This window comes from Acinetobacter sp. ACNIH3 (genome assembly GCF_002918965.1).
In the GTDB taxonomy this organism is placed as follows: Bacteria; Pseudomonadota; Gammaproteobacteria; order Pseudomonadales; family Moraxellaceae; genus Acinetobacter; species Acinetobacter schindleri.
The window spans coordinates 52416-78521 of record NZ_PQLP01000001.1 but is presented as its reverse complement, the minus strand read 5'-3'; the positions used below and the strand labels follow the sequence as shown (position 1 = coordinate 78521).

General features: G+C 44.5%; 26 protein-coding genes and 1 riboswitch. Of the genes, 13 read left to right on the top strand and 13 right to left on the bottom strand.

Annotated features, from left to right (window positions below; genetic code table 11):
• The first annotated feature begins 1 nt into the window (after window position 1).
• Entirely contained in the window at window positions 2-601 is a 600-nt protein-coding gene (gene coaE / locus C3420_RS00370) for a dephospho-CoA kinase (protein ID WP_048881745.1), read from the top strand.
• A 15-nt stretch (window positions 602-616) separates the two neighbouring features.
• Here coaE and C3420_RS00365 read toward each other — a convergent pair whose 3' ends face one another.
• The 3 genes from C3420_RS00365 to C3420_RS00355 form a co-directional block, all read right to left on the bottom strand.
• The gene (locus tag C3420_RS00365) at window positions 617-1540 is read right to left on the bottom strand and encodes a DMT family transporter (protein ID WP_103799981.1); all 924 of its coding nucleotides are present in this window, start codon (window positions 1538-1540) and stop codon (window positions 617-619) included.
• Window positions 1541-1546: 6 nt separating this feature from the next.
• Window positions 1547-2296 (bottom strand): 23S rRNA (guanosine(2251)-2'-O)-methyltransferase RlmB, encoded by a 750-nt coding sequence (gene rlmB, locus C3420_RS00360; RefSeq protein WP_008306825.1) that lies wholly within the window; start codon window positions 2294-2296, stop codon window positions 1547-1549.
• 152 nt (window positions 2297-2448) lie between these two features.
• On the bottom strand, window positions 2449-2772 hold the full coding sequence (locus tag C3420_RS00355; protein WP_004810087.1) for a pyrimidine/purine nucleoside phosphorylase: 324 nt from the start codon (window positions 2770-2772) through the stop codon (window positions 2449-2451).
• Between the two features lie 418 nt (window positions 2773-3190).
• On the opposite strand from C3420_RS00355, the gene recN reads away from it, so the two are divergent.
• The 3 genes from recN (at window position 3191) to ruvX (ending at window position 5958) form a co-directional block, all read left to right on the top strand.
• Complete coding sequence (gene recN / locus C3420_RS00350; protein ID WP_103799980.1) at window positions 3191-4852, top strand: DNA repair protein RecN; 1662 nt, start codon at window positions 3191-3193, stop codon at window positions 4850-4852.
• Between the two features lie 115 nt (window positions 4853-4967).
• Window positions 4968-5522: a YqgE/AlgH family protein gene (locus C3420_RS00345; protein WP_004810091.1), complete on the top strand. Its 555-nt coding sequence runs from the start codon at window positions 4968-4970 to the stop codon at window positions 5520-5522.
• Window positions 5515-5958: a Holliday junction resolvase RuvX gene (gene ruvX / locus C3420_RS00340; protein WP_004810094.1), complete on the top strand. Its 444-nt coding sequence runs from the start codon at window positions 5515-5517 to the stop codon at window positions 5956-5958. Before C3420_RS00345 ends, ruvX begins: the two co-directional genes overlap by 8 nt.
• Before the next feature lie 94 nt (window positions 5959-6052).
• Here ruvX and C3420_RS00335 read toward each other — a convergent pair whose 3' ends face one another.
• Window positions 6053-6676 (bottom strand): alpha-ketoglutarate-dependent dioxygenase AlkB family protein, encoded by a 624-nt coding sequence (locus C3420_RS00335; protein WP_103799979.1) that lies wholly within the window; start codon window positions 6674-6676, stop codon window positions 6053-6055.
• A 150-nt stretch (window positions 6677-6826) separates the two neighbouring features.
• Here C3420_RS00335 and C3420_RS00330 point away from each other — a divergent pair, with 150 nt between their 5' ends.
• Complete coding sequence (locus tag C3420_RS00330; RefSeq protein ID WP_103799978.1) at window positions 6827-8629, top strand: ABC transporter ATP-binding protein; 1803 nt, start codon at window positions 6827-6829, stop codon at window positions 8627-8629.
• An 88-nt stretch (window positions 8630-8717) separates the two neighbouring features.
• On the opposite strand, the gene C3420_RS00325 is transcribed toward C3420_RS00330, so the two are convergent.
• The 4 genes from C3420_RS00325 to C3420_RS00315 form a co-directional block, all read right to left on the bottom strand.
• Window positions 8718-9674, bottom strand: a complete 957-nt coding sequence (locus C3420_RS00325; RefSeq protein WP_228152922.1) for a hypothetical protein — start codon at window positions 9672-9674, stop codon at window positions 8718-8720.
• Between the two features lie 49 nt (window positions 9675-9723).
• Window positions 9724-9891: a hypothetical protein gene (locus tag C3420_RS17525; RefSeq protein ID WP_228152921.1), complete on the bottom strand. Its 168-nt coding sequence runs from the start codon at window positions 9889-9891 to the stop codon at window positions 9724-9726.
• Window positions 9892-9981: 90 nt separating this feature from the next.
• On the bottom strand, window positions 9982-11013 hold the full coding sequence (locus tag C3420_RS00320) for a glycosyltransferase (RefSeq protein ID WP_228152920.1): 1032 nt from the start codon (window positions 11011-11013) through the stop codon (window positions 9982-9984).
• Between the two features lie 482 nt (window positions 11014-11495).
• Window positions 11496-12839 (bottom strand): TolC family outer membrane protein, encoded by a 1344-nt coding sequence (locus C3420_RS00315; RefSeq protein WP_048881740.1) that lies wholly within the window; start codon window positions 12837-12839, stop codon window positions 11496-11498.
• 293 nt (window positions 12840-13132) lie between these two features.
• Here C3420_RS00315 and C3420_RS00310 point away from each other — a divergent pair, with 293 nt between their 5' ends.
• The 7 genes from C3420_RS00310 to C3420_RS00280 all read left to right on the top strand — a co-directional run bounded on the left by C3420_RS00310 (window position 13133) and on the right by C3420_RS00280 (window position 19892).
• A complete protein-coding gene (locus C3420_RS00310) occupies window positions 13133-14173 on the top strand; it encodes a hypothetical protein (RefSeq protein ID WP_048881739.1) in 1041 nt (346 codons plus the stop codon).
• Window positions 14174-14264: 91 nt separating this feature from the next.
• A riboswitch (TPP riboswitch) is annotated at window positions 14265-14395 on the top strand.
• 86 nt (window positions 14396-14481) lie between these two features.
• Window positions 14482-16377, top strand: a complete 1896-nt coding sequence (gene thiC, locus C3420_RS00305; protein ID WP_004810108.1) for a phosphomethylpyrimidine synthase ThiC — start codon at window positions 14482-14484, stop codon at window positions 16375-16377.
• 75 nt (window positions 16378-16452) lie between these two features.
• Window positions 16453-17076, top strand: coding sequence for an NUDIX domain-containing protein (locus C3420_RS00300; protein ID WP_004896367.1), 624 nt, complete (start codon window positions 16453-16455; stop codon window positions 17074-17076).
• A gap of 5 nt (window positions 17077-17081) precedes the next feature.
• Window positions 17082-17894, top strand: a complete 813-nt coding sequence (gene cpdA, locus C3420_RS00295) for a 3',5'-cyclic-AMP phosphodiesterase (RefSeq protein WP_103799976.1) — start codon at window positions 17082-17084, stop codon at window positions 17892-17894.
• A gap of 210 nt (window positions 17895-18104) precedes the next feature.
• Window positions 18105-18632, top strand: a complete 528-nt coding sequence (gene dksA, locus C3420_RS00290; protein WP_004810113.1) for an RNA polymerase-binding protein DksA — start codon at window positions 18105-18107, stop codon at window positions 18630-18632.
• Window positions 18633-18634: 2 nt separating this feature from the next.
• Window positions 18635-19582: a tRNA glutamyl-Q(34) synthetase GluQRS gene (gene gluQRS / locus C3420_RS00285; protein WP_103799975.1), complete on the top strand. Its 948-nt coding sequence runs from the start codon at window positions 18635-18637 to the stop codon at window positions 19580-19582.
• A gap of 49 nt (window positions 19583-19631) precedes the next feature.
• Entirely contained in the window at window positions 19632-19892 is a 261-nt protein-coding gene (locus tag C3420_RS00280; protein ID WP_004896373.1) for a zinc ribbon domain-containing protein, read from the top strand.
• Here C3420_RS00280 and ftsW read toward each other — a convergent pair.
• The 5 genes from ftsW to C3420_RS00255 form a co-directional block, all read right to left on the bottom strand.
• A complete protein-coding gene (gene ftsW, locus C3420_RS00275; protein WP_004810120.1) occupies window positions 19881-21077 on the bottom strand; it encodes a putative lipid II flippase FtsW in 1197 nt (398 codons plus the stop codon). The genes C3420_RS00280 and ftsW overlap by 12 nt on opposite strands.
• 20 nt (window positions 21078-21097) lie before the next feature.
• Window positions 21098-22444 carry a UDP-N-acetylmuramoyl-L-alanine--D-glutamate ligase gene (gene murD, locus C3420_RS00270; RefSeq protein ID WP_103799974.1) on the bottom strand — a complete coding sequence of 449 codons (1347 nt, stop codon included), beginning with the start codon at window positions 22442-22444 and terminating at the stop codon, window positions 21098-21100.
• A 161-nt stretch (window positions 22445-22605) separates the two neighbouring features.
• On the bottom strand, window positions 22606-22857 hold the full coding sequence (locus C3420_RS00265; RefSeq protein ID WP_076754561.1) for a DUF6587 family protein: 252 nt from the start codon (window positions 22855-22857) through the stop codon (window positions 22606-22608).
• 36 nt (window positions 22858-22893) lie between these two features.
• The gene (feoB, locus tag C3420_RS00260) at window positions 22894-24750 is read right to left on the bottom strand and encodes a ferrous iron transporter B (protein WP_103799973.1); all 1857 of its coding nucleotides are present in this window, start codon (window positions 24748-24750) and stop codon (window positions 22894-22896) included.
• Entirely contained in the window at window positions 24747-25007 is a 261-nt protein-coding gene (locus C3420_RS00255) for a FeoA family protein (RefSeq protein ID WP_004810128.1), read from the bottom strand. Before C3420_RS00255 ends, feoB begins: the two co-directional genes overlap by 4 nt.
• Window positions 25008-25181: 174 nt before the next feature.
• Between C3420_RS00255 and xerD the strand changes: the two genes are divergently transcribed.
• Window positions 25182-26099: a site-specific tyrosine recombinase XerD gene (gene xerD / locus C3420_RS00250; RefSeq protein WP_103799972.1), complete on the top strand. Its 918-nt coding sequence runs from the start codon at window positions 25182-25184 to the stop codon at window positions 26097-26099.
• The last annotated feature ends 7 nt before the right edge of the window (window positions 26100-26106 follow it).

Here is a 26106-nt window from a genome sequence, read left to right as displayed (position 1 = left end):
TTTGAAATTTACACTAGGTCTGACAGGTGGTATTGGCAGCGGCAAATCTGCTGCCAGTCAATGGTTTGAACAGCATGGTATTGTGGTCGTGGATGCTGATGTTGTGGCACGCGAGATTGTCGAAGTCGGTCAGCCAGCACTGCTACAAATTCAGCAAGCTTTTGGTGACTGGGTATTACAGAAAGATGGAACCTTAAACCGTCGTGCTTTACGCGAACATATTTTCCAATCCAATGATGCCCGTAGAATCTTAGAAAGCATTACTCATCCCGCAATTCGCCAATCGATTATTCAGCAATTACAGGATGCACAAAGTCCTTATGTGATTCTGGTGTCTCCCCTGCTGTTTGAAACCAATCAGCATGAACTTACCGACCATACCTTACTGATTGATGCTTCGATTGAGTTGCAGATCCAGCGTGCTGCACAGCGTGATGGTCAAAATATTGAACAGATTCATCGCATTATTGCTGCTCAGATGCCCCGTGAACAAAAACAGCAACTGGCGGATGATATCGTATTAAATGATGGCCATCTGGAGCACTTATATGCGCATCTACAGCCTCTACATGAACAATATTTGCAAAGGGCTCTGAACTAATAAAAAAAGCAGTCATCAAGACTGCTTTTTTTGTTCTTCAAGTTTGATGGCCAAACTGTCCTGATGTTGCAGCCAGCGCCATGGCTGCAAGGCACCGATTGCCATCCCGATCAGACCACAGACCATCGCCAGACTCAGCGTTTCATTCAACAAGGGCACTGCCAGAATAGCCGCAATAAAAGGTGCCAGATTGGTAATACTGCCTGCTTTAAATGCGCCAAGCCGCTTAATCGCTTCTACATAAGTTAGAGTCGCAATAATAACCACAAACACCCCGTGGAAAAGTGTTTGAAATAGTAAATGGTGGGGCTCAGGTATAGTTAAATTTTTAGGTAAGAACAGCAGATAAATCGGCACATACACCACAGCCGACCAAATTGCCACGCCACACATGGCTTGCCAGGCAGACAGTTGATATTTACGTAACAAGACCGTAAATATCCCCCATAAAATCGCACTGATGAAAAACAGGACATCCCCTGCCCCAAAGGCCACACCTGTTTCCTGATACATCAGTACGCTCATCAGACACAGCACCCCGATCATAATGCTCAGACTGATCCAGGTATGTTTATCAAAAGCCTGATTCATCAGAAAATAAGCCATCACTGCGGTACACAACGGTATGCAGCCATTCAAGAAAATGGCGGCATGGGCAGTCGGCGCGTAATGGAATGCGCTATAAGCAAACAGGCAATACACCACTCCACCGATCATAGCCAGGATAAAAGATTCTTTTTTCAATAAAAAAGAAGCCTCTTTACGATAGATTAAAATCGGCATGAGAATCAGAAAAGCCAGAGAGAAGCGTAGTGCGACGATATCCCAGGCACTGATCTGCCAGATTGCATTCAGGCGAGCGGTTAAAGTAAAACCGCCCCAGATACACATGGTCGTTAAGAGGAAAAAATAACCTTGTGCACGTGTGGATAATCTCATCAGGGGTTAAGCATTACGCTGACGGCAGGCTTCATATAAAGCCATACCTGTTGCAACACTGACATTTAAACTTTGCAAGTTGCCTGCCATCGGAATATAAACCGTTTGATCACACTGACTTTGCGTAATTGGACGCAGACCGGTATCTTCCGCCCCCATTACCACGCAGACACCAGTACCAGTAAAATCAAATTGCTGAATTGGTAATGCTTTCTCATCGAGCATAGTCCCCACAACGCGGACATTAAAGTCATCTTTGATCTGACCCAAGGTACGTGCCAGATTGGTGACCTGAATAAATTTAACTTTTTCGGCACCACCGGCTGCGACTTTACGCGCTGTCGGTGTCAAACTTGCAGAACGGTCACGTGGCACGATTACAGCCACAACACCCATGGCTGCTGCCGTACGGATACAGGCACCGAGATTATGCGGATCGGTGACTTGGTCAAGCGCTAATAAAAGTGCTTGCGAATCTTGTTTTAAAAGCTCTTCTAAATCTTTTTCATTTAAAATTGGATGCGGACGTACTGCTGCTACCACCCCCTGATGGAACGGCAAACCTGCCAGTTTTTCCAGTTTGTCGCGACTAGCCTGTTGCACACTAATCCCAAACGGTTCAGCAAGCTCTAATACACGCTTTAAGCGCTGATCATCACGACCTTTCAGAGTAAACAGCGTCAGGACGCGTTCAGGCTCAAGCTCCAGTAATGACTCAACTGAATGTACGCCATAAAAATACTCAGGTTTAGCCATGAACGACCTCTAAATTAATTTGGGAAATATGCTGCAAAAGAAAAATCCTGCAAAGCCAGCTTCACAGGATTTCTGTATAAATTAAGTTTAACCGATTCGGCAGAAAATTTCCTGATCAGCTTCAGTCCGGTTAGGGAGATGAAATAATAAAATCAGCCTTCAAAATGACAAACGTAATCTAATACATCATCAGTTTCGATTTTAAAACGGCTATTGCCTGGCACGTAGAAAGACTGACCAGCACGGAACAGTTCGCTTTCTTCGCTATCTGCAATCTGCACACGGCACTCACCGGAAATAATTTCCATACGCTCAGGCACATGTGTTTCAAATGTAAGTGGGGTTTCAGTCGGTAGAATGACTCCCAGGGTTTTTTTCGTACCATCTTCAAACTGAACCACATGGCTGATGCACAGACCGCCAAAATATACATTTGATTTCTTAAGTACTGAAACATGGTCAAACTGAGCTGACATCCGTTTATCTCCAGAGCACGGGTTTTATAATATTGGAATGGCTGTAGTTTAAATGCGCATTCCTAACTAATCAATCGAAGTTTGCCTAGCTCAGCTTAAAATTTTCTGTATATATTTTGTACATATATTCAATAAGCAAATATATAAAATAAAGTGATTTAAAGGAGGATGAACAATTCTGCAATGCAAAATCAAATTTAGTAGGATTCGCTGAACTGTAGGGAGTAATCACTTTTATGGGAAGATTGACCTGCTTTAGTCGTGCATACTGACAATACTACAAAATCTGCTTGTATCATTGACCGTAATATAAGATAGAATCAAAGGGTTTCATCCTGATTTATAATGACATACATGATCTGATGCATATCAGATCCTACTTGATTTCAATCAAACTTTTCGCAGCTTGGATGCGTGTATGCTGACACATTTAACTCTGATCAACTTTGCCTTAGCTGACCACCTAGCCATTGATATTCATCAAGGTTTTAACGTGCTCACCGGCGAGACCGGCGCTGGTAAGTCTTTATTGCTGGACGCTCTCTCGGCCTGTCTGGGTGAACGCACCGACACCAACTATGTGCGCTATGGTTCAGAAAAAGCCGATGTGACAGCAACCTTCAGTTATCAGGACAATAGTCCCGAAGCGCTTTGGCTTAAAGAGCATGAACTGGATGATGAGTCGGGTGAAATCCATCTGCGTCGGGTGATTTTTGCTACGGGACGTAGCAAGGCATGGATTAATGGCCGTCCAAGCAGTCTGTCTGAACTGAAAGAAATTGGCCGTTTACTGGTACAACTGTATAGCCAGCACAGCCAGCAACAGCTACTGGAGCCGCCTTACCCGAAACACTGGTTGGACCGTTATTATAATTTTTATGAGCCCGCCCAGGCAGTTCGTGATGCATACAGTACTTGGCATAAAAATATCCGCCAGCATCAGGCAGCGCTTGATGCTCAAGCCACCCGTAAACAGCGCATGGAAACACTGGAACTACAGCTCGAAGAACTTGAAGATGTAGTACAGATTGATTATCAGGAAATTGAACAGGAATTTGATCGTCTCTCTCATCATGAAGCGATCATGCAGGACTGTGTCTATAGTCTGAATGGCCTGGATGAAGCGGAACAGAATATTAATCAGGAGCTTTCCTCTATACTGCGTCGTGTAGAATCCCATGCTGGTCGTAGTGAGCAGCTTTCTGAAATCCACACTTCTTTGCTCAATGCGCAGAGTGAAATTGAAGATGCTACAGCCAACCTGCGTCATTTTATGGATCGTCAAAGTTTTGATCCTGAACGTATGGAAGAGCTGAATTCACAACTTGAAGTGTTTCACCGTCTGGCACGTAAATACCGTACCCAACCTGAATTATTAAAGGAAGAGTATGAAACCTGGCAGGCTGAACTAGCGCAATTGCATCAGCTCGAAGATCCAGAAACACTGGCGGAACAAGTCGAATTGTCTTATCAGGAGTTTCTGGCCAAAGCACGGCATCTGGATGAGATTCGTCGTGAAGCAGCTGGTCCATTGGCGAAACAACTGACGGAACAGGTCAAACAGCTTGCCCTGCCAGAAGCTTATTTTGAATTTAAATTTGAACCACTCGATGAACCAAACAGTGAAGGCTTGAGCTTTATTCAGTTGTTATTTACTGCCAATAAAGGTATTCCGGCACAGCCGCTGGCACGTGTGGCATCCGGTGGTGAACTGTCCCGTATTGCACTGGTAATGCAAGTGATGAATGCTGAAAAAACTGAAGCTGAAGTTCTGGTCTTTGATGAGATTGATGTTGGCATCAGTGGGGGCACGGCGGAAATTGTGGGACGTCTGTTAGCCGATCTGGCGCAGCATGTACAAATTCTGTGTATCACTCATCAGGCACAGGTCGCAGCACAGTCTGATCAGCATCTGCTGGTGAAAAAGCAGCAAACCGATCCGGCTAGCAGCACAATTCTTGATCTAGAAGAAGATGAACGTATTCAAGAGCTTGCACGAATGACAGGCGGTGTGGAAATTAATGAAACAACACTGCAACACGCGCGTCAGTTACGTCAGTTAAAGTTTCAGCATGTTTAAAAATATTACAATGCTCACAAAAAACTGTTGGTGAATTAACAAAGCTCTAGTAAGTTAAAGGTGAAGATCACACGATTTCTTTGCCAAGAAATTGATTTTAAGGAGAAGCTTTTCGGTGAACAAACAATATTTGACACACCGTTGTCTGATTGCTCCACCAGAAATGCGTGACGATTTTTTTGCCAACACGGTCATTTATCTCGCACGACATGACGAAGATGGAGCGCAAGGCATCATTATCAATCGACCTGCAGGCATTCAGATCAAAGAATTATTGAATGATCTTGAAATCGAAGCAGATAATGTCAATCCTCATGAAGTGTTGCAAGGGGGCCCATTGCGACCTGAAGCCGGTTTTGTGCTGCACACCGGTCAGCCTACCTGGCATTCTTCAATTGCCGTCGGTGAAAATGTCTGTATTACCACATCCAAGGATATTCTAGATGCCATCGCCCATAACCAAGGTGTCGGACGTTACCAGATTGCACTTGGCTATGCTAGCTGGGGTAAAGGCCAGTTGGAAAAAGAAATTGCTAAAGGTGAGTGGCTGATCTGTGAATCGGATATGGATTTAATTTTTAATTTACCTTATGACGACCGTTGGGATGCTGCCTATAAAAAGATGGGCGTAGATCGAAACTGGTTGTCTTCTGAGATTGGACATGCCTGATGTAAACGCGCCACAGATGATTATGGCGTTTGACTTTGGTACACAAAAAATGGGCATGGCGGTTGGACAATCCCTGATTGAAAGTGCCAACCCTCTTGCTTTATTTCCCATGAAAGATGGAATTCCCAACTGGGATACACTACTGAAAATTGTCAAGCAATATCAACCGACTTTATTTTTAGTCGGCCTGCCGCTGAATATGGATGATACAGAATCTGAACTTTCTGCGCGTGCACGCAAATTTGCCCGCCGTTTACGTCATCAAACCAATATTGAAACCTTGATGGTCGATGAACGTCTCACTACACGTGAAGCGCGGGATGAATTAGAGAGTTATCAGACTCAAGGTCGAGCTAAAAAGTTAGCGGCTGACAGTATTGCAGCAGCGCTATTTATTGAAAGCTGGTATCGACATCCGGTCGGAGTGAATCCTTAAAATAAAAAGCATCCAAATGGATACTTTTCTAAATGGATAGGCGAAACAAGAAATCTTAAATAAATACGCATGTAATCTTGCTCCTTCTATATCTCTAATTTTCGGGATAAAAATAGCGAAAGGTCAGATTGATCCTTGGTGTAATGACTTTAGTGGTCTTGGTAATTTGATGTTTCCAGAACTGCTGGGTTTGCCCACGCATCACAATCAGCTGCCCACTTTGAAGCAGCAACTCTACCAGATCCCCAGTATAGTTATGTTTAAAACGCATTTTGCGGGTAGCACCAAAACTTAAAGAAGCAATGACAGTTTCATGCTGTTTTGACATCAAACTGGCTTCATTATCACTATGCCAGCCCATGCCCTGCTGACCATGTTCATACAGGTTGGCCAGACAGGAATTAAAGGGATGACCTACCTGCTGTTCAATATGCTGTTTCAATCTCAATAATGCTGGCTGCCAGATATGGGCTTTCTTCAAGCTGCCCGAATAATGGTATTGGTAATTTGCATCACCATACCAGGCAATTTTACGGGCAGTGACATGGTGCTTGCCAAAAAGGAAAACCTCATCCTGCTCCCAAGCCAGATGCTGCAAAAAATAGTCGAGATATTTCTGACTTTGCTCTCCATTTAAAATCAGACCATGGTCTTCTACTACCCCGTCACAGGGCAAAAGATTGGTTTGAGGCTGGGGCGAAAACAAATCCAGTGTCATGTCAGTTTCATTCTCTTTAGAGCTTTTATCCTGTCATTTTCGCTTTCTGCACACAACTAAAATTGCACAAATCAATACAAATCAGCTTCTTGTGAATGATCATTCAGGGGCATAAACTTGTTTTAACTTTCACAATAAAAATAATACTGCATGGATCTTTGGCAACTCTTTCACAAGCTGCGTCCCTTTGTCCGTCCTTACCGGCTGCTGGTGATTGCGACCCTGATATTGACCCTGATCGGTTCATTTACCGCTCAGGTCAACGCGATCACTTTGCAATATGCAGTCGACAGTATCAATAAGCTGCTTGAAGCAGGTGAAGGACTGAATGAGGGCTGGCATATCCTGATTACCATTTCAGCGATCTTGCTGGTGAAAGAAGTGATTAATGCTTTCGTGCAGTTTGGACAAAAATTCTATGGGGAAAAGTTGCGAATTTTTGTATCTCAGGATCTGGCACAAGGCATTATTGAAAAGTTTCTGACCTATCGATTGGCTTTTTTTAATCAGGACAATAACCAGGCCGGCAAATTGCAAACCCGTATTGACCGTGGTATTAGCTCACTGACGCGTCTGGTGCAGATCTTCTTTATTGATATCCTGCCGCTATTTACCAGCGCGATTGTAGCTTTGGGCCTGATGTACTATGCCAATATTTATGTGGGGATGGTAGCCACGGCGATTGTACCAATTTACTTCTGGCTGACCTACAAACAGGCGCAAAAACTGGGCGGCTGGCGCCGTAGTTTAAGAGACGGTCGCGAGAAAAAGAGTCAGGGCATTCTCAGTATTATTAACTCGATAACCGTAATTAAATCCTTTAACCGTGAGTCGATTGAGTCCGAAAAGCAGCTCGACCTACAGCGTGAACTGACCGATAATCAGATGAAAACCCGTCAAACCAGTTTTCTGTTTGATGGTCTGAAAACCTTTATTGAGCAGATTGGCATCGTCCTTATCATTATTCTGACCGCTTATTTTGTGCTTGCTGGTCAGATGAGTATTGGCATGATCATGTATCACGTGCTGCTGTTTAATAATGTCTCGGCACCGATCCGTTCATTGCACCGGATTTATGATGAAGTTAATGATGCCATGATCTATTCCGAGAGCTTCTTTAATATTCTGGAAGCAGATCATGAAATTGAATCCAGTGGACAGCAGAAACCACCTATTCAGGGCAAATTTCAGCTGAGCCATGTCGAATTCTATTATCCGAATGGACACCATGCCCTAAAAGATATCAACATGGAAATCCGCCCTAACAAGATCACTGCGCTGGTCGGTTTATCGGGTGCGGGTAAATCGACTTTGATTAGTTTACTGGATAAATTTTATGAACCGCAGCAAGGCAAGATCACCTTGGATGGTATTGATCTTCAGGATTATGACACCCAGTATTTACGTGATCATATTGGCTTGGTTCTACAGAAAAATCATATTTTTCAGGGCACGATTTTTGACAATATCCGTTATGGCAGGACCAGTGCCAGTATGCAAGATGTCATTGAGGCCGCACAGAAAGCTTCGATTCATGAACAGATCTTACAGTTGCCCAATGGTTATGATTCCGATGCCTTGCAGCTTTCTGGTGGACAGCAGCAGCGCATTGCCTTGGCACGCATGTTCCTGAAAAATCCGCCGATTATTTTTCTGGATGAACCGACTGCCAGCCTGGATGCCATTGCTGCTGAACAGATCAAGCAGAGTCTGGATCAGATCAAGCAAGGTCGTACCGTGATTATTATCTCGCATAGCCTGTCGCAGATTATTGATGCGGATTATACCTACGTGATGAAAGAAGGCGCGATTGCTGAACATGGCGAGCATGATCAGCTTTATCATCAGGACGGCGTGTATAAGCAAATCTTTGACGCGATGGCAAAGAGCCTCAATATTGAAAAGATTGCGAAGACCTTTGAGGAAGATGCAGAAGAGGAAACACATAGTTAAAAAGCTGAAAAAGTTCTATTCCCTCAAACATAGATCTAAAGAAAAAGCGGCCTAATAGACCGCTATTCAGCAAACCAGTTCACTTTGCCTAAAAGCGTAAAATCCACTCACCTCGAACATAACGATAGTTATAATCTGGCCCATAGAAAGAAGCACTGCGGTTATATCCGGCATTCAGGCGTAAAAACTGCTCACTACGTACAGGACTTTGTAAGTTCAATTCAAATAATCGTGTGTTCTGACTAGCATCATCATTAATTTTTTCACGGCCTAGCCCGGCAGTAATACCGGTGGTCCATCCGGAAATACGTTTACGCCAGCCAATAGCAAACATGCTTTCTTGATAATCTTTCGGATTGAAGTACTCGCCCCCTACATCCGTCTCACTACTGCGATAAGTGCGATATCGGGCTTGCAATGTCAGGCCTAGGTCAAGTGAAGGCTGATAGATAAGCCTAACTCGTCCATGATCACGGCGGTTATCATCTGAAAAGAGCTGTGAACCCGCTACTCCTACTACGGTGACATGATCTCCCAGACCTTGATCCAGTGCAGCACCCACAAAAGTAAAATGTGTTCCATGTTCTAAAGCAGCTTGGGTTTCAACCCAATCTCGGTTAGCAAAAACTTCAATAGCTGTCTTTTCTGCAAGAGGCGTACGATAACTACCATCGAAGGTTAATAAAGTATGATCACCTTGCTCGAATAGCCCCGCTTCTAAGACCCAGCCATTAGCGGTAGCAGATTCAATATCACGTCCAATAAATGAGATCTTCTGACCATCGCGTTGCCAGTCATCAGCTCTATATTGATAAGCACTGCCACGTACCCCTAAATAATGATCGGCATCTTCATATTGAGGCAAAAATTCTGCTGATAATTTACGAGTCTGAAAACCTTCACTATCGTCACTGAAAAAGAATTCTGTTCCAGCCGCATGCTCTTTTTCAGTTTGCTGTTCTTGTAATACATCTGCATAATTACTGGTACTCGTCATGCTAATGATTAAAGCAACACCATACAGACTGATTTTATAACTTCTCATTTTATTTTGTCCCCCAGGTTTTTCTTGTTCTGAAGACTTCATCCAGATATCATAAAATACTGGCGGGTTGTAGCAGAAAACTATAGGTCAGCACATACAGTAAGAAACCAACAAAATTTTTTCTTACTTTGAGATCTAAATCTTTGAACATGCTCCGCTCAATCTTGTAATTAAGTAGACCAAGTAGGAATGCCAGTGGCAATAGTGCAAGAGTCATAATCCCAACGATCCAATAGTGTCCAAAGCATGCCAAGATGAGCCCCGGGATAAAGCCAAAAGTAAAAGCAATATCTAACCAGGGAAAAAATCAATTCCAATGAATAAAAAATGTAGACAATCTTGGTTTAATTAAAATAGCGGGATGTTTAATAAAGGCTTCGATCATACCACGTGCCCAACGCTGACGTTGTTTGACAAAGACTTTAAGAGTCATGGGGGCATTGGTAAATAAACAGGCGTCCTCACAATGCCCAACACGATAGCCTGCTTTTAATAAAGCCCAGGTCAGCACAATATCCTCACCTACACATTCAGGCCACCCTCCCATCTCAATTAATGCATCACGGTCATAAATAGAAAAAGCACCTTGAGCAACTAGGGTTCCCTGATATAAAGATTGCAAACGTTTAGTAGCAGCGATGCCCAGAAAATAATCCCATTCCTGCACCTTGGTAAGCATATTCTCACGAGAATTACGCACCAGAATTTTGCCAGCCACAGCACGTGTATTAGGGGGATCTAACTTGTAGCGCTCAACAATATTAATTAATGCCACTTTATGTAAGTAAGAGTCAGCATCAACAGTAATGATAAGATCATGCTCGGCAATTTTTAAACCTTGATTTAATGCATTGGCTTTACCTGCATTTTTCTTTAAATCCAGCAAGGCTAGCCAAGGATATTTGGCTTCAGCCTGTCGAACAATATCTGCTGTATTATCTTGGGAGCCATCATTGATAACAATTACTTGTAATGGTCCTGGATATTTTTGCAGAGCAATACTGACCAGTGTATCTTTAATTGAGGCAGCTTCATTATAGGCAGCAACCAGCATTGTAATCCCAGGATAAACGGGTAAAGGTTCTCGCTTCGGTCTTCGATCCATCAGCAGACTAAAAGCTGCAAATGAATTCATAAAACCAGGAATAATAGCTATACCATATACGAAAAAAATAGCCGCAAATTGACCAATATAATTACTCAGATCATCTATCCAATCTTGAGCGATCCATATTGAAAATCCTGCCCAGAAGCAGGCACCAATAAATGCTACAACGAACTTAAGCTGTACAGTAAAGTAAAGCCCAGACCCTGCTTTTTTATTTTCATCTATGATCATAGATTTTTTCTTCAATGCGTGAATTTGCTTAATAGGATGCCTAACCCATCCTAAATAGAATTAATTATGTGATCAGAAGAAATGCGGATATTTTCTTATATAAATATCTGCTGCATTAAATATGCCTGCGTGAATTCAAGAACTACTTCACACTTTCAAGGGAGATTGGATCACATTTCGCACAATTGTACGCTTTTTTGTATTATTTTTTATTAAAAAATATATTTTTTGTAACTTTTACATTGGTTTATTGCTTAAAAATTATTAACATTTAAATGATTCACTATCTTAAACAAATAATTAGGATTTCATTTTTATTAATTTATAATAAAAATTTACTATAAATCGACATCTCTTTATAGCTTTATTTACCTAGAAAATTAACGCTGCATCGAACCGTATTAGAGAGAAATCCCCCCTGTCCTAAAGCACTGCAATAATGAAAGTAGGGTGGCAATCTATTCAAAAGAGCTTGCTAGATTTTAGTTATATTCTACTAGCCAGGCATTCATTTCCGCTAGCTGCTGTTCATTGAGCTGCCCTACTGAGGCCTGCAACTGCAGCACATGAATCAGGTAATCATACTTAGCATTCAGATAATCAGTTTTGGCAGAAAAAGCATTACGCTGTGCCAGCAGCACATCCACCATAGCTTTCAGCCCTTCCTGATATTGTGCTCGGGATGCTTGGGAAACAATTTCTGCTGATTCCATTGCCGCCTTGCGGGCATTCAGCTTGGCTTCATCTGTTTCCACCTGTAGATAAGACTGTTTCACATCGGTATTGGCTCTACGCATCGCAGCATCCAGCTGGGCATCGCTACGCTGCACCAGCACCCCTGCTTTTTGGATATTCTTGCTGGTACGGCCACCGCTAAACAGATTCCAGTTGACCTCTACTCCGACCTGATCAAAGTCTCCATTAGAAGATAAAACGGTTTCTGGCGTCTGTTTCAAATAACCATAAGTTGCCACTGCTTCAACTTGCGGATAGCGTGCTGCTTCTTCAACACGTTTGGCATCTTCGGAATAACGTTTTTGCAGACGAGCCTGTAGAATTTCCAGGTTCTGGCTTTGTGCCAGTTCGGTCCAGGACTGGATATTGGCTGGTAATGGTTTCTGGAACTGGAAATCATTGCGTAGGACCGCCAGATTATCCTGATAAGGACCAATTAACTGCGCCAGTTGCTCCTGTGCCAACACCAACTGTACTTGTGTGGCGATTCGGTTGGCTTGGGCACTTTGATATTGGGCATTGGCTTCGCTGACATCACTGCGTGCAACCAGACCTTCTTTGAGTTTGGCATTCATCATGCGCAACTGTTCAGCCAGCGCCTGCTCTTCCTGCAAATATGCACCAGTCAGGGATTGCTGACGCAGTACATTAAAATAAGCTTCCGCTACCTGCAAAATATGCTGCTGCTTCTGCAGACGCAAATTGACTTCACTCAGTTCTACTGAGGTTTTGACCTGCTTGTAGCCTTGCCAGGCATCCCAGCGAAACAAAGGTTGACGCGCAGTCACAGCAATCTGTCGGGTGGTTGTACTTGAACCCTGTAATTCCCCAAATTCCGCAGGCAAGCCTTGTGTTCCAGAATTATCAGTCGACTGGTTTTTTCGGGTCACATTTCCCGACAGGCTTACAGTTGGAAGTAAATTGCCGCTGGCAATTCCAAGATTCAGCTGGTCGGCTTCATATTGCAGTACATTGGCCTGCCAGTTTGGATCATTTTGTTTGGCACGTTCATACGCCTCAACCAAGTCCAGTGCCCATCCGGCAGAACTTGAACACAATAGGCTGGCACTAAGGATGAATTTTATCTTCATTTATAATGTGAATCCCTAACTGCTGTATCGTCATACATAACGAAATATAGCCAAATGCTTGAATCTTAAAGTGATACAAATATTACTTGTCTATTCCTAAACTTACGTATGATTTTTATTAATTTTTTTAATTCAAATAAGTGAACTTATCCTATATTGATTCACATTTTTGAATCGATGACAACAGCTTAACAAACAGCTTCACAATACTAAACAGTCTGTTGGCACAAGATGTATACAATAGGCGCATTCCCCGCTGTTATTCATTATTTGTATCAGAGCATAGAGTTATAGTGTCTACACGTTTTTCCTCAATTTTAGTTGCCAGCTGCCTTGCCCTGTTGCTGTTGCTGATGCTTGCCTGTCAGCAGCCCAAACAGCCGCAGGTCGAAATTGAGCCTGCTGAAACCAGTGTCAAGAAAAATACTGCAACTCAAGATTTTAGCCTAATGTGCCAGAATATTGAAAAACAGATGGCTGAAATTGATGACCAGCGCACGACTTTTGCGCTTGAGCAGATCAATCAGAATCTTAAAGTGTGTCTGCCACTGTTAGAGCATAAACAGCAAAAAAACCTGATGCGTCATGCCAATGCCATGTATAGCCGTTTCCTGAAAGTTGAAAGAACACCAGCCCAGCAACGTGCATTTGAACAATATGCGCTGGAAATGGCTCAACATCCGACCATTCAGCAAAGTCATTTTGTTGAACTGACTGCACGTGACCAGTACCTGCTTAAACATAAGGGACAAGCATATGTCGAAGTGGTGGAGCAAGGAGAACAGCAACTGACTTATCGTCGTAGTCCTGAATATTTGGCTCGTATCTTTGCACCTTATCTCCCGGCAGCAGAACGTGCTTTTATTGAAACTTTATCTCAGCAGAATCTTGAACCAGTATTCACGCAACAACGCTTAATGATTGAACCTGCTGAAATTGCTGCGCGTATTCTGGACTGGGAGGATTATCTCAAGCGTTTTCCGCAAAGCCCTTACCAAAAGGATGCTGAATATCTGCTACAGCAATATAATTATTTCCTGTTTCATGGCATGAATAGTGCGCCAATTTCCCAGGATTATCGGGATCGTTATGCCGTTGATCATAGCCATCTGGAAACCATTATCGGTCTGTCTAAAGGCAATGAAGGTGGCATCACTTCCAAGGCACAACGCTTTCTAGAATTTCTGGATATGAATGAAGAGCAGCGCAAACAGGTGCTTGACAGCGAATATCAGAACCGTTCAACCTGGGAACAGATTGCACATTATTCCGGAATTCAGATGCCAGCCCAAGACTATAAAAAAGACTGTTTCAGGGACGCCATCTGTTTATAACAGCCTTTTTCCCTGAAATCTTTACTGCATATTTCTGCTAGAAAGTAGCGAATCACGTCTACTTTTTATCCCCTAACTATTATATGATCGCCTGAGCTTGACGGAGCGCGAGTAATCACTCGCTGAGATCACCAAAATAGCCTTTTAGAGTGCAATTTGATGGTGAGTACCGTTGAACCTGATCAGGTTAAGACCTGCGTAGGAATCAAGCCTCTAAAAACTTAAAGCCCTCTTTCTATCTATAAGATAGATCCGCCTGCGTTTTTGGTCGTGCTTGATTCGTTGATGTCATTCTAAGGATCATTGCCATGAACCAATTAACGAATCTCTCCACTCCCGCAACCGATGCTCATCATGAGCAGGAAGCTCGAGATCTCACCCGTATTTTACCAGCTTCCCGCAAAGTCTATATTCAAGGTTCACGCCCTGATATTCAGGTGCCAATGCGTGAAATCTCACTGACAGATACGCCGACTGGCCTGGGCGGTGAAAAAAATCTACCTTTAATGGTGTATGACACGTCTGGTGCTTATACCGATCCTGCAATCACGATTGACCTGAACAAAGGTCTGCCGCATGTACGCGAAAGCTGGATTGAACAGCGTGGTGATAGCGAAGTACTAGAAGACTTAAGTTCCGAATTTGGTCGCCAGCGCCTACGCGATATCCGTACTGCCAATATCCGCTTTGCACATATTCAAAAACCCCGTCGTGCCAAACGCGGTCACAATGTCAGCCAGATGCACTATGCCAAGCAAGGCATTATTACACCGGAAATGGAATACATCGCCATCCGTGAAAATCTGCGCCAGCGTGAAGGTGTTGATATGCGCCAGCATGCCGGACAGAACTTTGGTGCGAAAAACCTGACTGAAATCACACCAGAATTCGTGCGTCAGGAAGTTGCAGCGGGTCGTGCCATTATTCCAGCCAATATCAACCACCCTGAATGCGAACCGATGATCATCGGGCGTAATTTCCTGGTCAAGATTAATGCCAACATCGGTAACTCGGCACTGGGTTCATCGATTGAAGAAGAAGTTTCAAAAATGACCTGGGCAACCCGCTGGGGTGCTGACACGATTATGGATTTGTCTACAGGTCAGAATATTCATGAAACCCGCGAATGGATTATCCGTAACTCCCCTGTGCCAATCGGTACTGTGCCAATTTATCAAGCGCTGGAAAAAGTGAATGGCGTAGCCGAAGACCTGACCTGGGAAATCTTTAAAGATACCCTGATTGAGCAGGCCGAACAGGGCGTGGATTACTTTACGATTCATGCTGGCGTGTTATTACGTTATGTCCCACTGACTGCGAACCGTCTGACCGGGATTGTATCCCGTGGTGGTTCAATCATGGCGCAGTGGTGTCTGGCCCATCATCAGGAAAACTTCCTGTACACGCACTTTGATGAAATCTGTGAAATCATGAAAGCCTATGATGTCTCATTCAGTCTGGGTGATGGTCTGCGTCCGGGCTGTATTCAGGATGCCAATGATGAAGCGCAATTCTCCGAGCTACGTACTTTAGGTGAACTGACCCATCGTGCCTGGGAACATGATGTACAGGTGATGATCGAAGGTCCAGGCCATGTGCCAATGCATATGATCAAGGAAAATATGGATCTGCAACTGGAAGTCTGCAAAGAAGCGCCTTTCTATACATTGGGACCACTGACCACCGATATCGCTCCGGGATACGACCATATTACTTCAGCCATTGGTGCCGCGATGATCGGCTGGTATGGCACCGCGATGCTATGTTATGTGACGCCAAAAGAACATTTGGGTCTGCCAAATAAAAAGGATGTGAAAGACGGTATCATCACCTACAAGATTGCCGCGCATGCAGCGGATCTGGCCAAAGGCCATCCGGGTGCACAGGCACGTGACAATGCCCTATCCAAAGCCCGTTTTGAGTTCCGTTGGGAAGACCAGTTTAACCTGAGTCTGGATCCGGATACGGCGCGCAGCATGCATGATGAGACCATGCCGAAAGAGGCACACAAGTCAGCGCATTTCTGTTCGATGTGTGGTCCGAAATTCTGTTCGATGAAGATCACCCAGAATGTGCGGGATTATGCGAATAATCAGAAAAATGCACAGCAGGCAGCAGAGCTCGATCCAGAGGTTGAAGCAGGTCTTAACAGCATGAAAACCAGCTTCATTGAAAGTGGTCGAAATTTATATCATAAAGTCTAATTCCCACTGAAAATCAGTTGTTTTTGCTAAAAACTCAGATAGGATGAAATAAATGTTTTCATCCTTTTCTGATTTATGAAGATTATTCAGCAAGCGTCCTATAACTATAATGATGTCGACCTGCAACAGCGCGAATATCTGTATCAAGGATTCGTGAAAGTCGAAAAAGTGCAGCTGAGTCATCGTCTTTTTGAGAGCAAGGAATATATTCCTCCGATTCAGCGTGAACTGATTGCGCGGCGTCCTGCAGCTGGGGTGCTGATTTATAATGACCAACAACAAAAATTTGCCTTGATCGAGCAGTTCCGTATTGGTGCACTGGATGATACCGATTCCCCATGGCAGTTAGAAATCATCGCCGGGGTTTTAGATGGTGATGAATCTCCAGAGCACTGCATCCGTCGTGAAGCACTGGAAGAATCTGGCTGTGAAATCCAGGAGTTGCAACATCTGTATAGTTTCTATCCTTCAGCGGGTGCCTGCTCTGAACTGTTCCACCTTTATGTGGCTCAGGCAGAACTGCCTGAACATGGCGGTGTACATGGCATGCCGGATGAAGGGGAAAATATCCAGCTGCATATTTTTGATTATGCCCACCTTCCAGAATTATTCCGTTATAACCGCCTCAAAAATGCGCCCGTCATTATGGCATTACAATGGTTACAGCAACATATCTCAACAGCCTATCCAAAGGAGTAGATCAGATGACACAGACCTCTACTCCTGCATCTGAAAAAGTCTGGACGCTCATCCAGATTTCAGACACGCATCTGATGGACCAGCCTGAGCTTGAATTTGCCCGCATGAATCCGGAGCAAAGCTTTTTAGAGGTCGTACACGACATTCAGCACCGTTTTCCGCATATTGATGCGGTGGTACATACCGGAGATCTGGCCCAGGTTGCAGCAGAATCTACCTATCAACGTTACTTACAATTTATGCAGGCCTGGAATGTGCCGCATTATCAGATTCCGGGTAATCATGATGATTATCTCGCTATTTTCCCTTTTTATAAAAATAGTGATGAAGCGCATGCGATTAGCTTTGGTTGCTGGACGTTAATTCTGCTCAACAGTGCTGTAAAAGGCCGGGTCGATGGCTGGGTAGAACAAAAACAGCTGGATCAGCTGGAACAGTTATTGCTTGAACATAGCAAGCAGTATGTGATCGTGGCCTGTCATCATCATCCTTTTGCGATGCAATCACACTGGATTGACCAGCATCGGCTGAAAAATTCAGAAGCATTGAAAGATGTGATTGCACGACATACCAATGTCAAAATGGTGCTATTTGGACATGTGCATCAGGATTCTGAAAATAAATGGCAGGGCGTACGCTATCTGTCTACCCCTTCAACCAGTGTACAGTTCAAACCCTTGAGCGAAAATTTTGCCTTAGACCAGGCACAGCCCGGCTATCGCGTATTACAATTAAAAGACAATGGTGAGTACCAGACTTACATTCAAAGGGTAGTTTTAAAGCAAGCTAAAATTAATACTGAAATTTCAGGTTATTAACTTTTCAATTTGTTTTTTTTGCTTTACTTTATTGCTCTTAAAGGAAACGTGATATCTACAATCCCGCCATCAAAGACTATCAAAACGCATAAAAAGTCTATATGATGACGACCCCCATAGGAGGATAATCCTTCTTCAGGGTGGATAAAAATTTGCATATCACCATGTTTTTTGCGTAGTTACCTACGCATATGATGAGGAATGCCCTAAATGGCGAATGACAACCAAAATCAAGTCTTAGATGAACAAACTGATGTGGTAGATGAAAAAGCTACAAAACGTGTGCGCAAATCTAAGCCAAAAACGACTGAAGGTGGTTCTACTGCTAGCTTATTTGGTATCGAACCTTATCAACCGAAAAAAAATGAAGAATACATGTCTGAAGGTCAGCTTGAGCACTTCCGCCAGATTCTGCTGGCTTGGAAAGCTGAGTTGATGACTGAAGTTGACCGTACGCTGAATACCATGCAAGACGAAAATACGGCACTTCCAGATGTAAACGACCGTGCAACACAAGAAGAAGAATTTGCGATTGAACTACGTACCCGTGATCGTGAACGTAAACTGATCCGCAAAATCGAACAGTCTATCGAAGCAATCAAAAATGATGACTACGGTTTCTGTGAAACTTGTGGTATCGAAATCGGTCTGCGTCGTTTAGAAGCTCGTCCAACTGCGACTTTATGTATTGACTGTAAGACTCTTGCTGAAATCAAAGAGAAGCAAAATAACGGTTAATCGTGACTGTTGAGAATTCCTCAGCCGAGCACAGCTCCCTTGCGGAGCATGCTCCTCATGCGCAGCGGCGAAACGATGTTTCGCTAACTCGCTACTCAGGTCGGTTCGCGCCATCGCCAACCGGCCCTTTACATTTTGGTTCCCTCATTACTGCAGTCGCCAGCTACTGCGATGCCCGTGCCCATCAGGGTCAATGGCTGGTTCGTATTGAAGACACCGATATTCCCCGCATTTATCCCGGTAGTGAAGATCATATTCTTCGTGCCATGGATGTCTTTGGTTTCGATCCCGATGCCGCAATCATTTTTCAAAAAGACCGCCTGGACATTTATGATGGTGTGATTGAACAGCTACGTCAGCAGGGTCTGGTCTATGCCTGCCAATGTACGCGCAAGATGCTCGGTTCCAATCATATCTATCAGGATACCTGCCGTGATTTAGGCTTAGCTTTCGAACATCAGGCGATTCGCTTAAAAGTTGAAGATGTCGAAATCTGTTTTGATGATCCGTTGCAAGGTCATCATTGCTCTAATCTTAAGCATGATCTGGGAGATTTTGTCCTGAAGCGCCGTGATGGCATCATTAACTATCAGCTGGCAGTCGTGGTGGATGATTACCTGCAAGGTATAACTCATGTGGTACGTGGCGCGGACCTGCTGGATAATACCGAACGTCAGATTTATCTAGGCCAATTGCTCGGCTACCCTCGTCTGCAGTATATGCACCTGCCACTCGCAATGAATGATCAGGGTCAGAAACTCTCTAAACAGAATCTGGCGCAAGCACTGGATTTAACTCAGGCGCCGCAATTATTAAAACAGGTACTTAAAGCTTTGCACCAGGCTGAAGTTGAACTGGATACTCCGGAAAAAATGCTGAAACAGGCAGTGGCACAATGGAATATCGAACGGATTCCACACACAACTGAGCTACAAGGCTACTATTTATAAAGGGCTGTTTTGGCTTAAGCTAAAGAAAAATTCAGGTGGAAGTCAGTCTATGTTTTTTATTTTTGGTGTTGGACCGAAAACCAAAGTCATCGAAAAAAGTCAGTTCTTATGTCCAGTGTGCCGAACCCGAGCCGGTTACGAGCTGAGACAGCAGCGTAATTATTTTTCCTTATTCTTTATTCCCTTGATTCCCCTGTCGAAAGCCAAGGATGCTTTTGTGCGCTGCAATCACTGCGGTACGGTCATGCCAAGCACAGTTCTCGACCATGCCCAGCCTGACTCGAACCGTCAGTCTAATCTAGAAGCTTGATTCCTCACGGCTTGGATTACTTTCACGAGTCGTGGCATCAATCTTGAGAATCAGGCTGATCATCATGGCACACATAATCAGCGAAGAACCACCATAACTGATAAATGGCAGGGTCAAACCCTTGGTTGGCAGCATGCCCATGTTCATGCCTGCATTCACTAAAACCTGTAACAGGAAAATAATACTGATGCCATATGCTAGATAGCCAGCACGCAGGTAATGGTTTTTCAGGGCACGATGACCAATGCGAATACAGCAGACAATCATGCTGAAAGACAGAATCAGAACGATCGCAATGCCCAGAAAACCGAATTCCTCACCCAGAATTGCCAGCATAAAATCGGTATGCGCTTCAGGTAGGTAAGACATTTTCTGAATACTGTGTCCCAGACCGACACCCGTCCATTCTCCACGACCAAAAGCCATGAGCGCATTGGATAGCTGATAACCCGTACCCAGCGGATCTTCCCAAGGATTCGAGAAAGACAGGAAACGCTGCAGACGATATGGCTCAAAAGCAATTGCAGCGATCAACGCGCCAATAATGACGCCGAAGGCCAGACCAAACTGGTTCCACGGTGCACCTGCCAGGAAGAATACCCCAAGCATGGTTAACGTGATGACCACAGTTGCCCCCAAGTCCGGCTCAAGCATAACCAACAGGATGGTTGCCCCCATGATGATACTTAAGCGCCCCAAACCGGAAATTTTGTTGCGTACCTCTTCAGCACGACGTACTACGTAGTCTGCGGTGAAAATTGCCATCATCACCTTCGCTACTTCGGAAGCTTGCAAGGTAAAGCCAGCAAGACGAATCCAGCGCTTGGAACCATTGACTTCAGTACCGACCAGTAATACTGCCAATAGCAGCAGAATGGTCACAAACCATAAAAAGAAAGTACTGTTAAACCAGCGATTTAAAGGAATCTTATAAGTAGCATAGGCGACTGCTGCCCCAGCCCCAATCGAGATGGCATGTCGGGTAATGTAGTGAAAGGCATTGCCATTAATTCGTTCTGCATACGGCATCGAGGCGGATGCCACCATAATCGAACCAATACATAGCAAAGCCAATACACAGAAAATCAGCACATTACGTGGATTAACTTCAGCGGGTAACTTAGGTAGCCACTGCTCGTAGATTTGAGTAATTTTATTGATCGCAGTCTGAGCAAACTCAGCCATATCACGAATCCTTGTTGTTCTTAATTAAGTGCGTTGACATACGCAACGAACTGATGGCCACGCTCAGGATAGCCTGAGAACATATCAAAACTTGCACATGCCGGAGACAATAGCACGACATCATGTGGCTGGGTATTGCTCTGGCAGATTTCTACTGCTTCCTGCAGGCTTTCCGCATGCACAAGTGTCGTGGTTCCTTCAATTGCTGCTTCAATGATTGGACGATCTACACCAATCAACACTGCTACCTTCGCGTATTTAGACAATGAATTACGTAAAGCAGTGAAGTCCTGGCCTTTGCCCTCACCACCGAGAATGATTGCAACTTTCCCACCTTGTGCTTCGATCGCCGCACCTAGACCGTCTAAAGCTGCCAGAGTCGCACCGATGTTGGTACCTTTAGAGTCGTTATAATAACGCACACCATTAACTTCTTTGACAAATTCACAGCGATGTTCCAAACCTTTAAAGGTTTTTAGTGTTTCCAGCATGCTGTCTATTGGCAAGCCAATTGCTTCACCTAAAGCCAAACAGGCCAAAGCATTCGCGACATTGTGCGTGCCTTGAATATACATGTCAGAACTTTTCAATAAACGTTCGCGTCCACGCGCTAACCAGATCGTGCCATCCGTGTCACGTAACACGCCGTATTGGTTTATATCAGGTGCATTTAAACCAAAGCTTTGCATTGGCGTTACATCCGGAACCAGTGGACGAGTCAGTGAATCATCGCGGTTATACACCACTTTTTTGACACCCTGGAAAATACGGTGTTTTGCTGTGTGGTAGCCCATCATGTCACCATGACGATCCAGATGGTCTTCGCTCATATTCAGCACGACTGCCACTTCAGCATTCAGATTCGACGTGGTTTCCAGCTGAAAACTTGAAAGCTCTAAAATATAAAGTTCAGGATCATCTTTGGTCAGATCCAGCGCAGGACGGCCAAGGTTGCCACCAACGGCCACTTTCTTACCCGCATCTGCGGCCATCAGACCAATTAATGTGGTGACGGTACTTTTGGCATTTGAACCGGTAATCGCAACAATGGGTTTATCGGTAGAACGGCGCAGAATCTGGATTTCACTCACCACCGGAATACCTTTGGCAATCGCTGCCTGAATTTCAGGAAGTTTCGGATCAAGCCCCGGACTGATGACGATTTCTTCTGCTGATAGCAATAATTCCTGGTCAAATTTACCAAAGCTGGTTTGTACTTCGGCAGGAATCTGGTCATACCCCGGTGGATTTGCCCTGGAGTCTGTTACTGCAACGCGGTAGCCCTTGTCATATAAGAAATTGACTGCTGCAACACCTGAAATTCCAAGTCCTGCAACGACCTTAAGTCCACCACGTTGTATTAACATTTTTGCCTCATGTTCTGGTCTAATTTGAAACTTTTGAAATGTTAGCACTTTGCCGTTTTGAATGCTTTTTCTGTTTCATCTTTCTGCAGATTTTTTTGTATATTGCATAAAAAAGCCATCATAAAAATGATGGCTTTTTCACTTTTAATTTTGCTGGAAAATTATTTCCATTTCACTGCTTGCTGAGCAGGCTTTTTCTCTGCTGGCTGCTCGGATGCCGGACAGGCACAATTGCCTCCACAGCCGCTGGCCATCGCAGGTTTTAACCATTTCGCCAGCTTATGCCAGCCTTGGGCTTCACAAGCATTGGATAGCTTCAGGAAGACCGAGCGTGAAGTATTCGGAAATACCTTCTTAAATACCACCACTGCACTCCAAAGCACCAGTGACGTCACAATCAGAATTTCAATCATTTCAATCTCCCCTTCATTGTACTATTTCAGTCAGTATTAACCGAAATAGTGTGAAGCAATCTGATAAGTCAGGAATGACATGATATATGCCAGACCAAACAGATAAACTGTCATAAAGCCCACAGTTTTCCATGAACCTGTTTCACGTTTTACCGTTGCCAAAGTTGCCAGACAGTGCGGCGCATAGATAAACCAGACCAGTAACGATAAACCGGTTGCCAGTGTCCAGCCTAAGTCACCGCCACCGCTAATCAAAGCTGCAAGCCCTTCAGACATCGCATCTTCATCAACTGCTGACAAGGCATAAACTGTACCCAGTGCAGCCACAACCACTTCACGAGCTGCCATTGCCGGAATCAGCGCAATACAGATCTGCCAGTTAAAGCCTAACGGTGCAAAGATCGGCTGGATAAAATGACCAATCATCCCGGCAAAAGAATAATCAATATCTGGCAACGTGGCCCCTTCAGGCGGTTGCGGGAAGGTACACAGGAACCACAGCAGAATCGACAATGCGAAGATGATGCCACCAACACGCTTCAAGAAGATCTTGCCGCGATCCAGCAAACCAATCCAGACGTTCTTGATATCTGGAAAACGATAACTTGGCAGCTCCATTAAGAGCATATGCTCTGATTTGTCTTTGCTGAAAAACTTCAACACAAACGAAACAATCAGCGCACTTAGAATGCCTGCCATATACAGAGCAAACAGCACCAAGCCTTGCAGGTTAAAAATACCCCAGACCGACTGTGATGGAATAAATGCGGCAATCAGCAATGCATATACCGGCAGACGAGCCGAACAGGTCATCAAGGGTGCTACAAAAATTGTGGTCAAACGATCCCGTGGATCACTAATGGTACGTGACGCCATGATGCCCGGAATTGCACAGGCAAAGCTCGACAACAATGGAATGAAGGCACGACCAGAAAGACCGGCTTTGTACATCAATTTATCCAGCAGGAATGCAGCACGTGGCAGATAACCGGATTCTTCCAATACCAAGATAAAGAAGAACAGGATCAGAATCTGTGGCAGGAACACCACAACGCCGCCGGCACCGGCAATAATCCCATCTACGAGCAGACTATTCAGCAAAGGATGGGCAATGTTGTCTCCGACTACCTCACCGAGCCAGCCGAAGAAGGTTTCAATCCCATCCATGAAGGGTGCCGCCCAGGCAAATACCGCCTGGAAGATCACGAACATCATCACCGCTAGGCTAAGCAGACCGAGTACCGGATGCAGGAAAATTTTATCCAGAAAATCGGTACGCTTGTCTTCCTGATCTACAAAGTTCACCACATCTTTCAGGATGCTTTCAACTTTGTGATGACTGTCACCGCTTAAGCCAGTCATTTCAGTCTCTGGAATAGCATATTTTCCCTGATCCAGTGCATTCATCAGGTTTTCAACACCTGACTTGCGCACCGCAACCGTTTCAGCAACGGGTACACCTAAACGCTCGGACAATTTCTGGGTATTGATCTGCATCCCACGACGGCGTGCTTCGTCCATCATGTTCAGAACGAGTAACACTGGACGGCCGAGCTGGATCATTTCCAGAACCAGACCGAGATGCAGTTTCAGATTGGTGGCATCGACCACACACAGGAATGCATCCTGCTGTTCTTCATCTGCAATTTTGCCCTGTACAACATCACGGGTAATCGCTTCATCCGGACTGGTAGCATCCAGACTATAAGTCCCCGGTAAATCCAGTACACGCACAGCCTTGCCCGATGGCAAAGTAAAGTGACCGACTTTACGTTCTACTGTCACTCCGGCATAGTTGCCGACCTTTTGACGCGTACCTGTTAAATGGTTGAATAATGAAGTTTTACCACAGTTAGGGTTACCGACAAGGGCAATACTTAAGGCATCACTCATGCCGACACTCCAGCTTCAATTTCAATTTTGGCTGCCTCTGACTTACGCAGGGCAAAACGGGTAAAACCGACCTGAATTAAAATCGGATCCCCACCAAAAATACCTTTGGTAATGACCTGCACTTCTGTGCCAGGCACAAAACCCAACGTTTCCAGGCGACTCGCCACGACATCGTGTTGAGCGCCCTCGCCATCAGTAGTTCGATTAACCTTTCGAATGATAGCTGTTTGCTTCACTTTCAAATCCGACAAACGCACCGCGAAAATTCCTAAACTATTTTGTACAGTATACAAACAAATGAGAATAATTAACAAATAAGATTAATTACAAACCGATTTAGCTTATATCACATCGACACTGTAATAAAATTAAACTACATTGGAGAATATCAATACTCATTATCGCTTTTTTAGATCAGATTCTTTCATCCTATGTTGAATAAAAAACCCCGTATTCCCGCTCCTGTCCAGATTCCGGAAAATGCCCAGTTTCTGCACGGCTATCGTGACTATCTGATTGCACAAACCGTGAGTCCTCATACGCGGAACGCCTATTTATCTGATTTAATTCAATGCAGTAGTTACCTAACTAAAGCCTTACCAGAATGGGATCATGATGATGTCTCGGATGTATTGATTGAGCTGACCAAACAGCAAAAAAGTCCACGTTCAATTGCACGCTGTTTGTCCGCTCTGCGCTCATTTTATAAATTCTTGCGTGAACAAAAGCTGAGAAATGACAATCCGGTTGCTGCACACAAGACACCAAAACTGGGACGTGCCCTGCCCAAAGATCTTTCTGAAGCCGATGTTGAAGCACTAATCAATGCACCGGATATCAATACTGCCTTAGGTTTACGTGACCGGGCGATGCTGGAAGTGCTCTATGCCTGTGGATTACGTGTGACAGAACTACTCAACCTGCGACTGGAACTGATTAACCTAAAACAGGGCTATCTGCGTATCGTAGGTAAAGGCAACAAAGAACGATTAGTACCCATGGGGCAGGTCGCCTGCGAATGGATCGAGAAATATCTGAATGAAGCACGTCCGCAATTGTACAAGACAGCAACCGACTATCTGTTCCTGACCCAGCATGGTGGCATCATGAGCCGACAGAATTTCTGGTATGCGATCAAGCGTTACGCACTACAGGCCGGTGTCCAGGCAGAGCTTTCCCCCCATACCTTGCGTCATGCCTTTGCCACCCACCTGTTGAATCATGGTGCAGATCTACGTGTCGTGCAGATGCTGTTGGGACATAGTGACCTGTCGACCACCCAAATTTATACCCACGTGGCACAAGTGCGTATGCAACAGCTGCATGCGTCACATCATCCACGGGCCTGAACCTGAA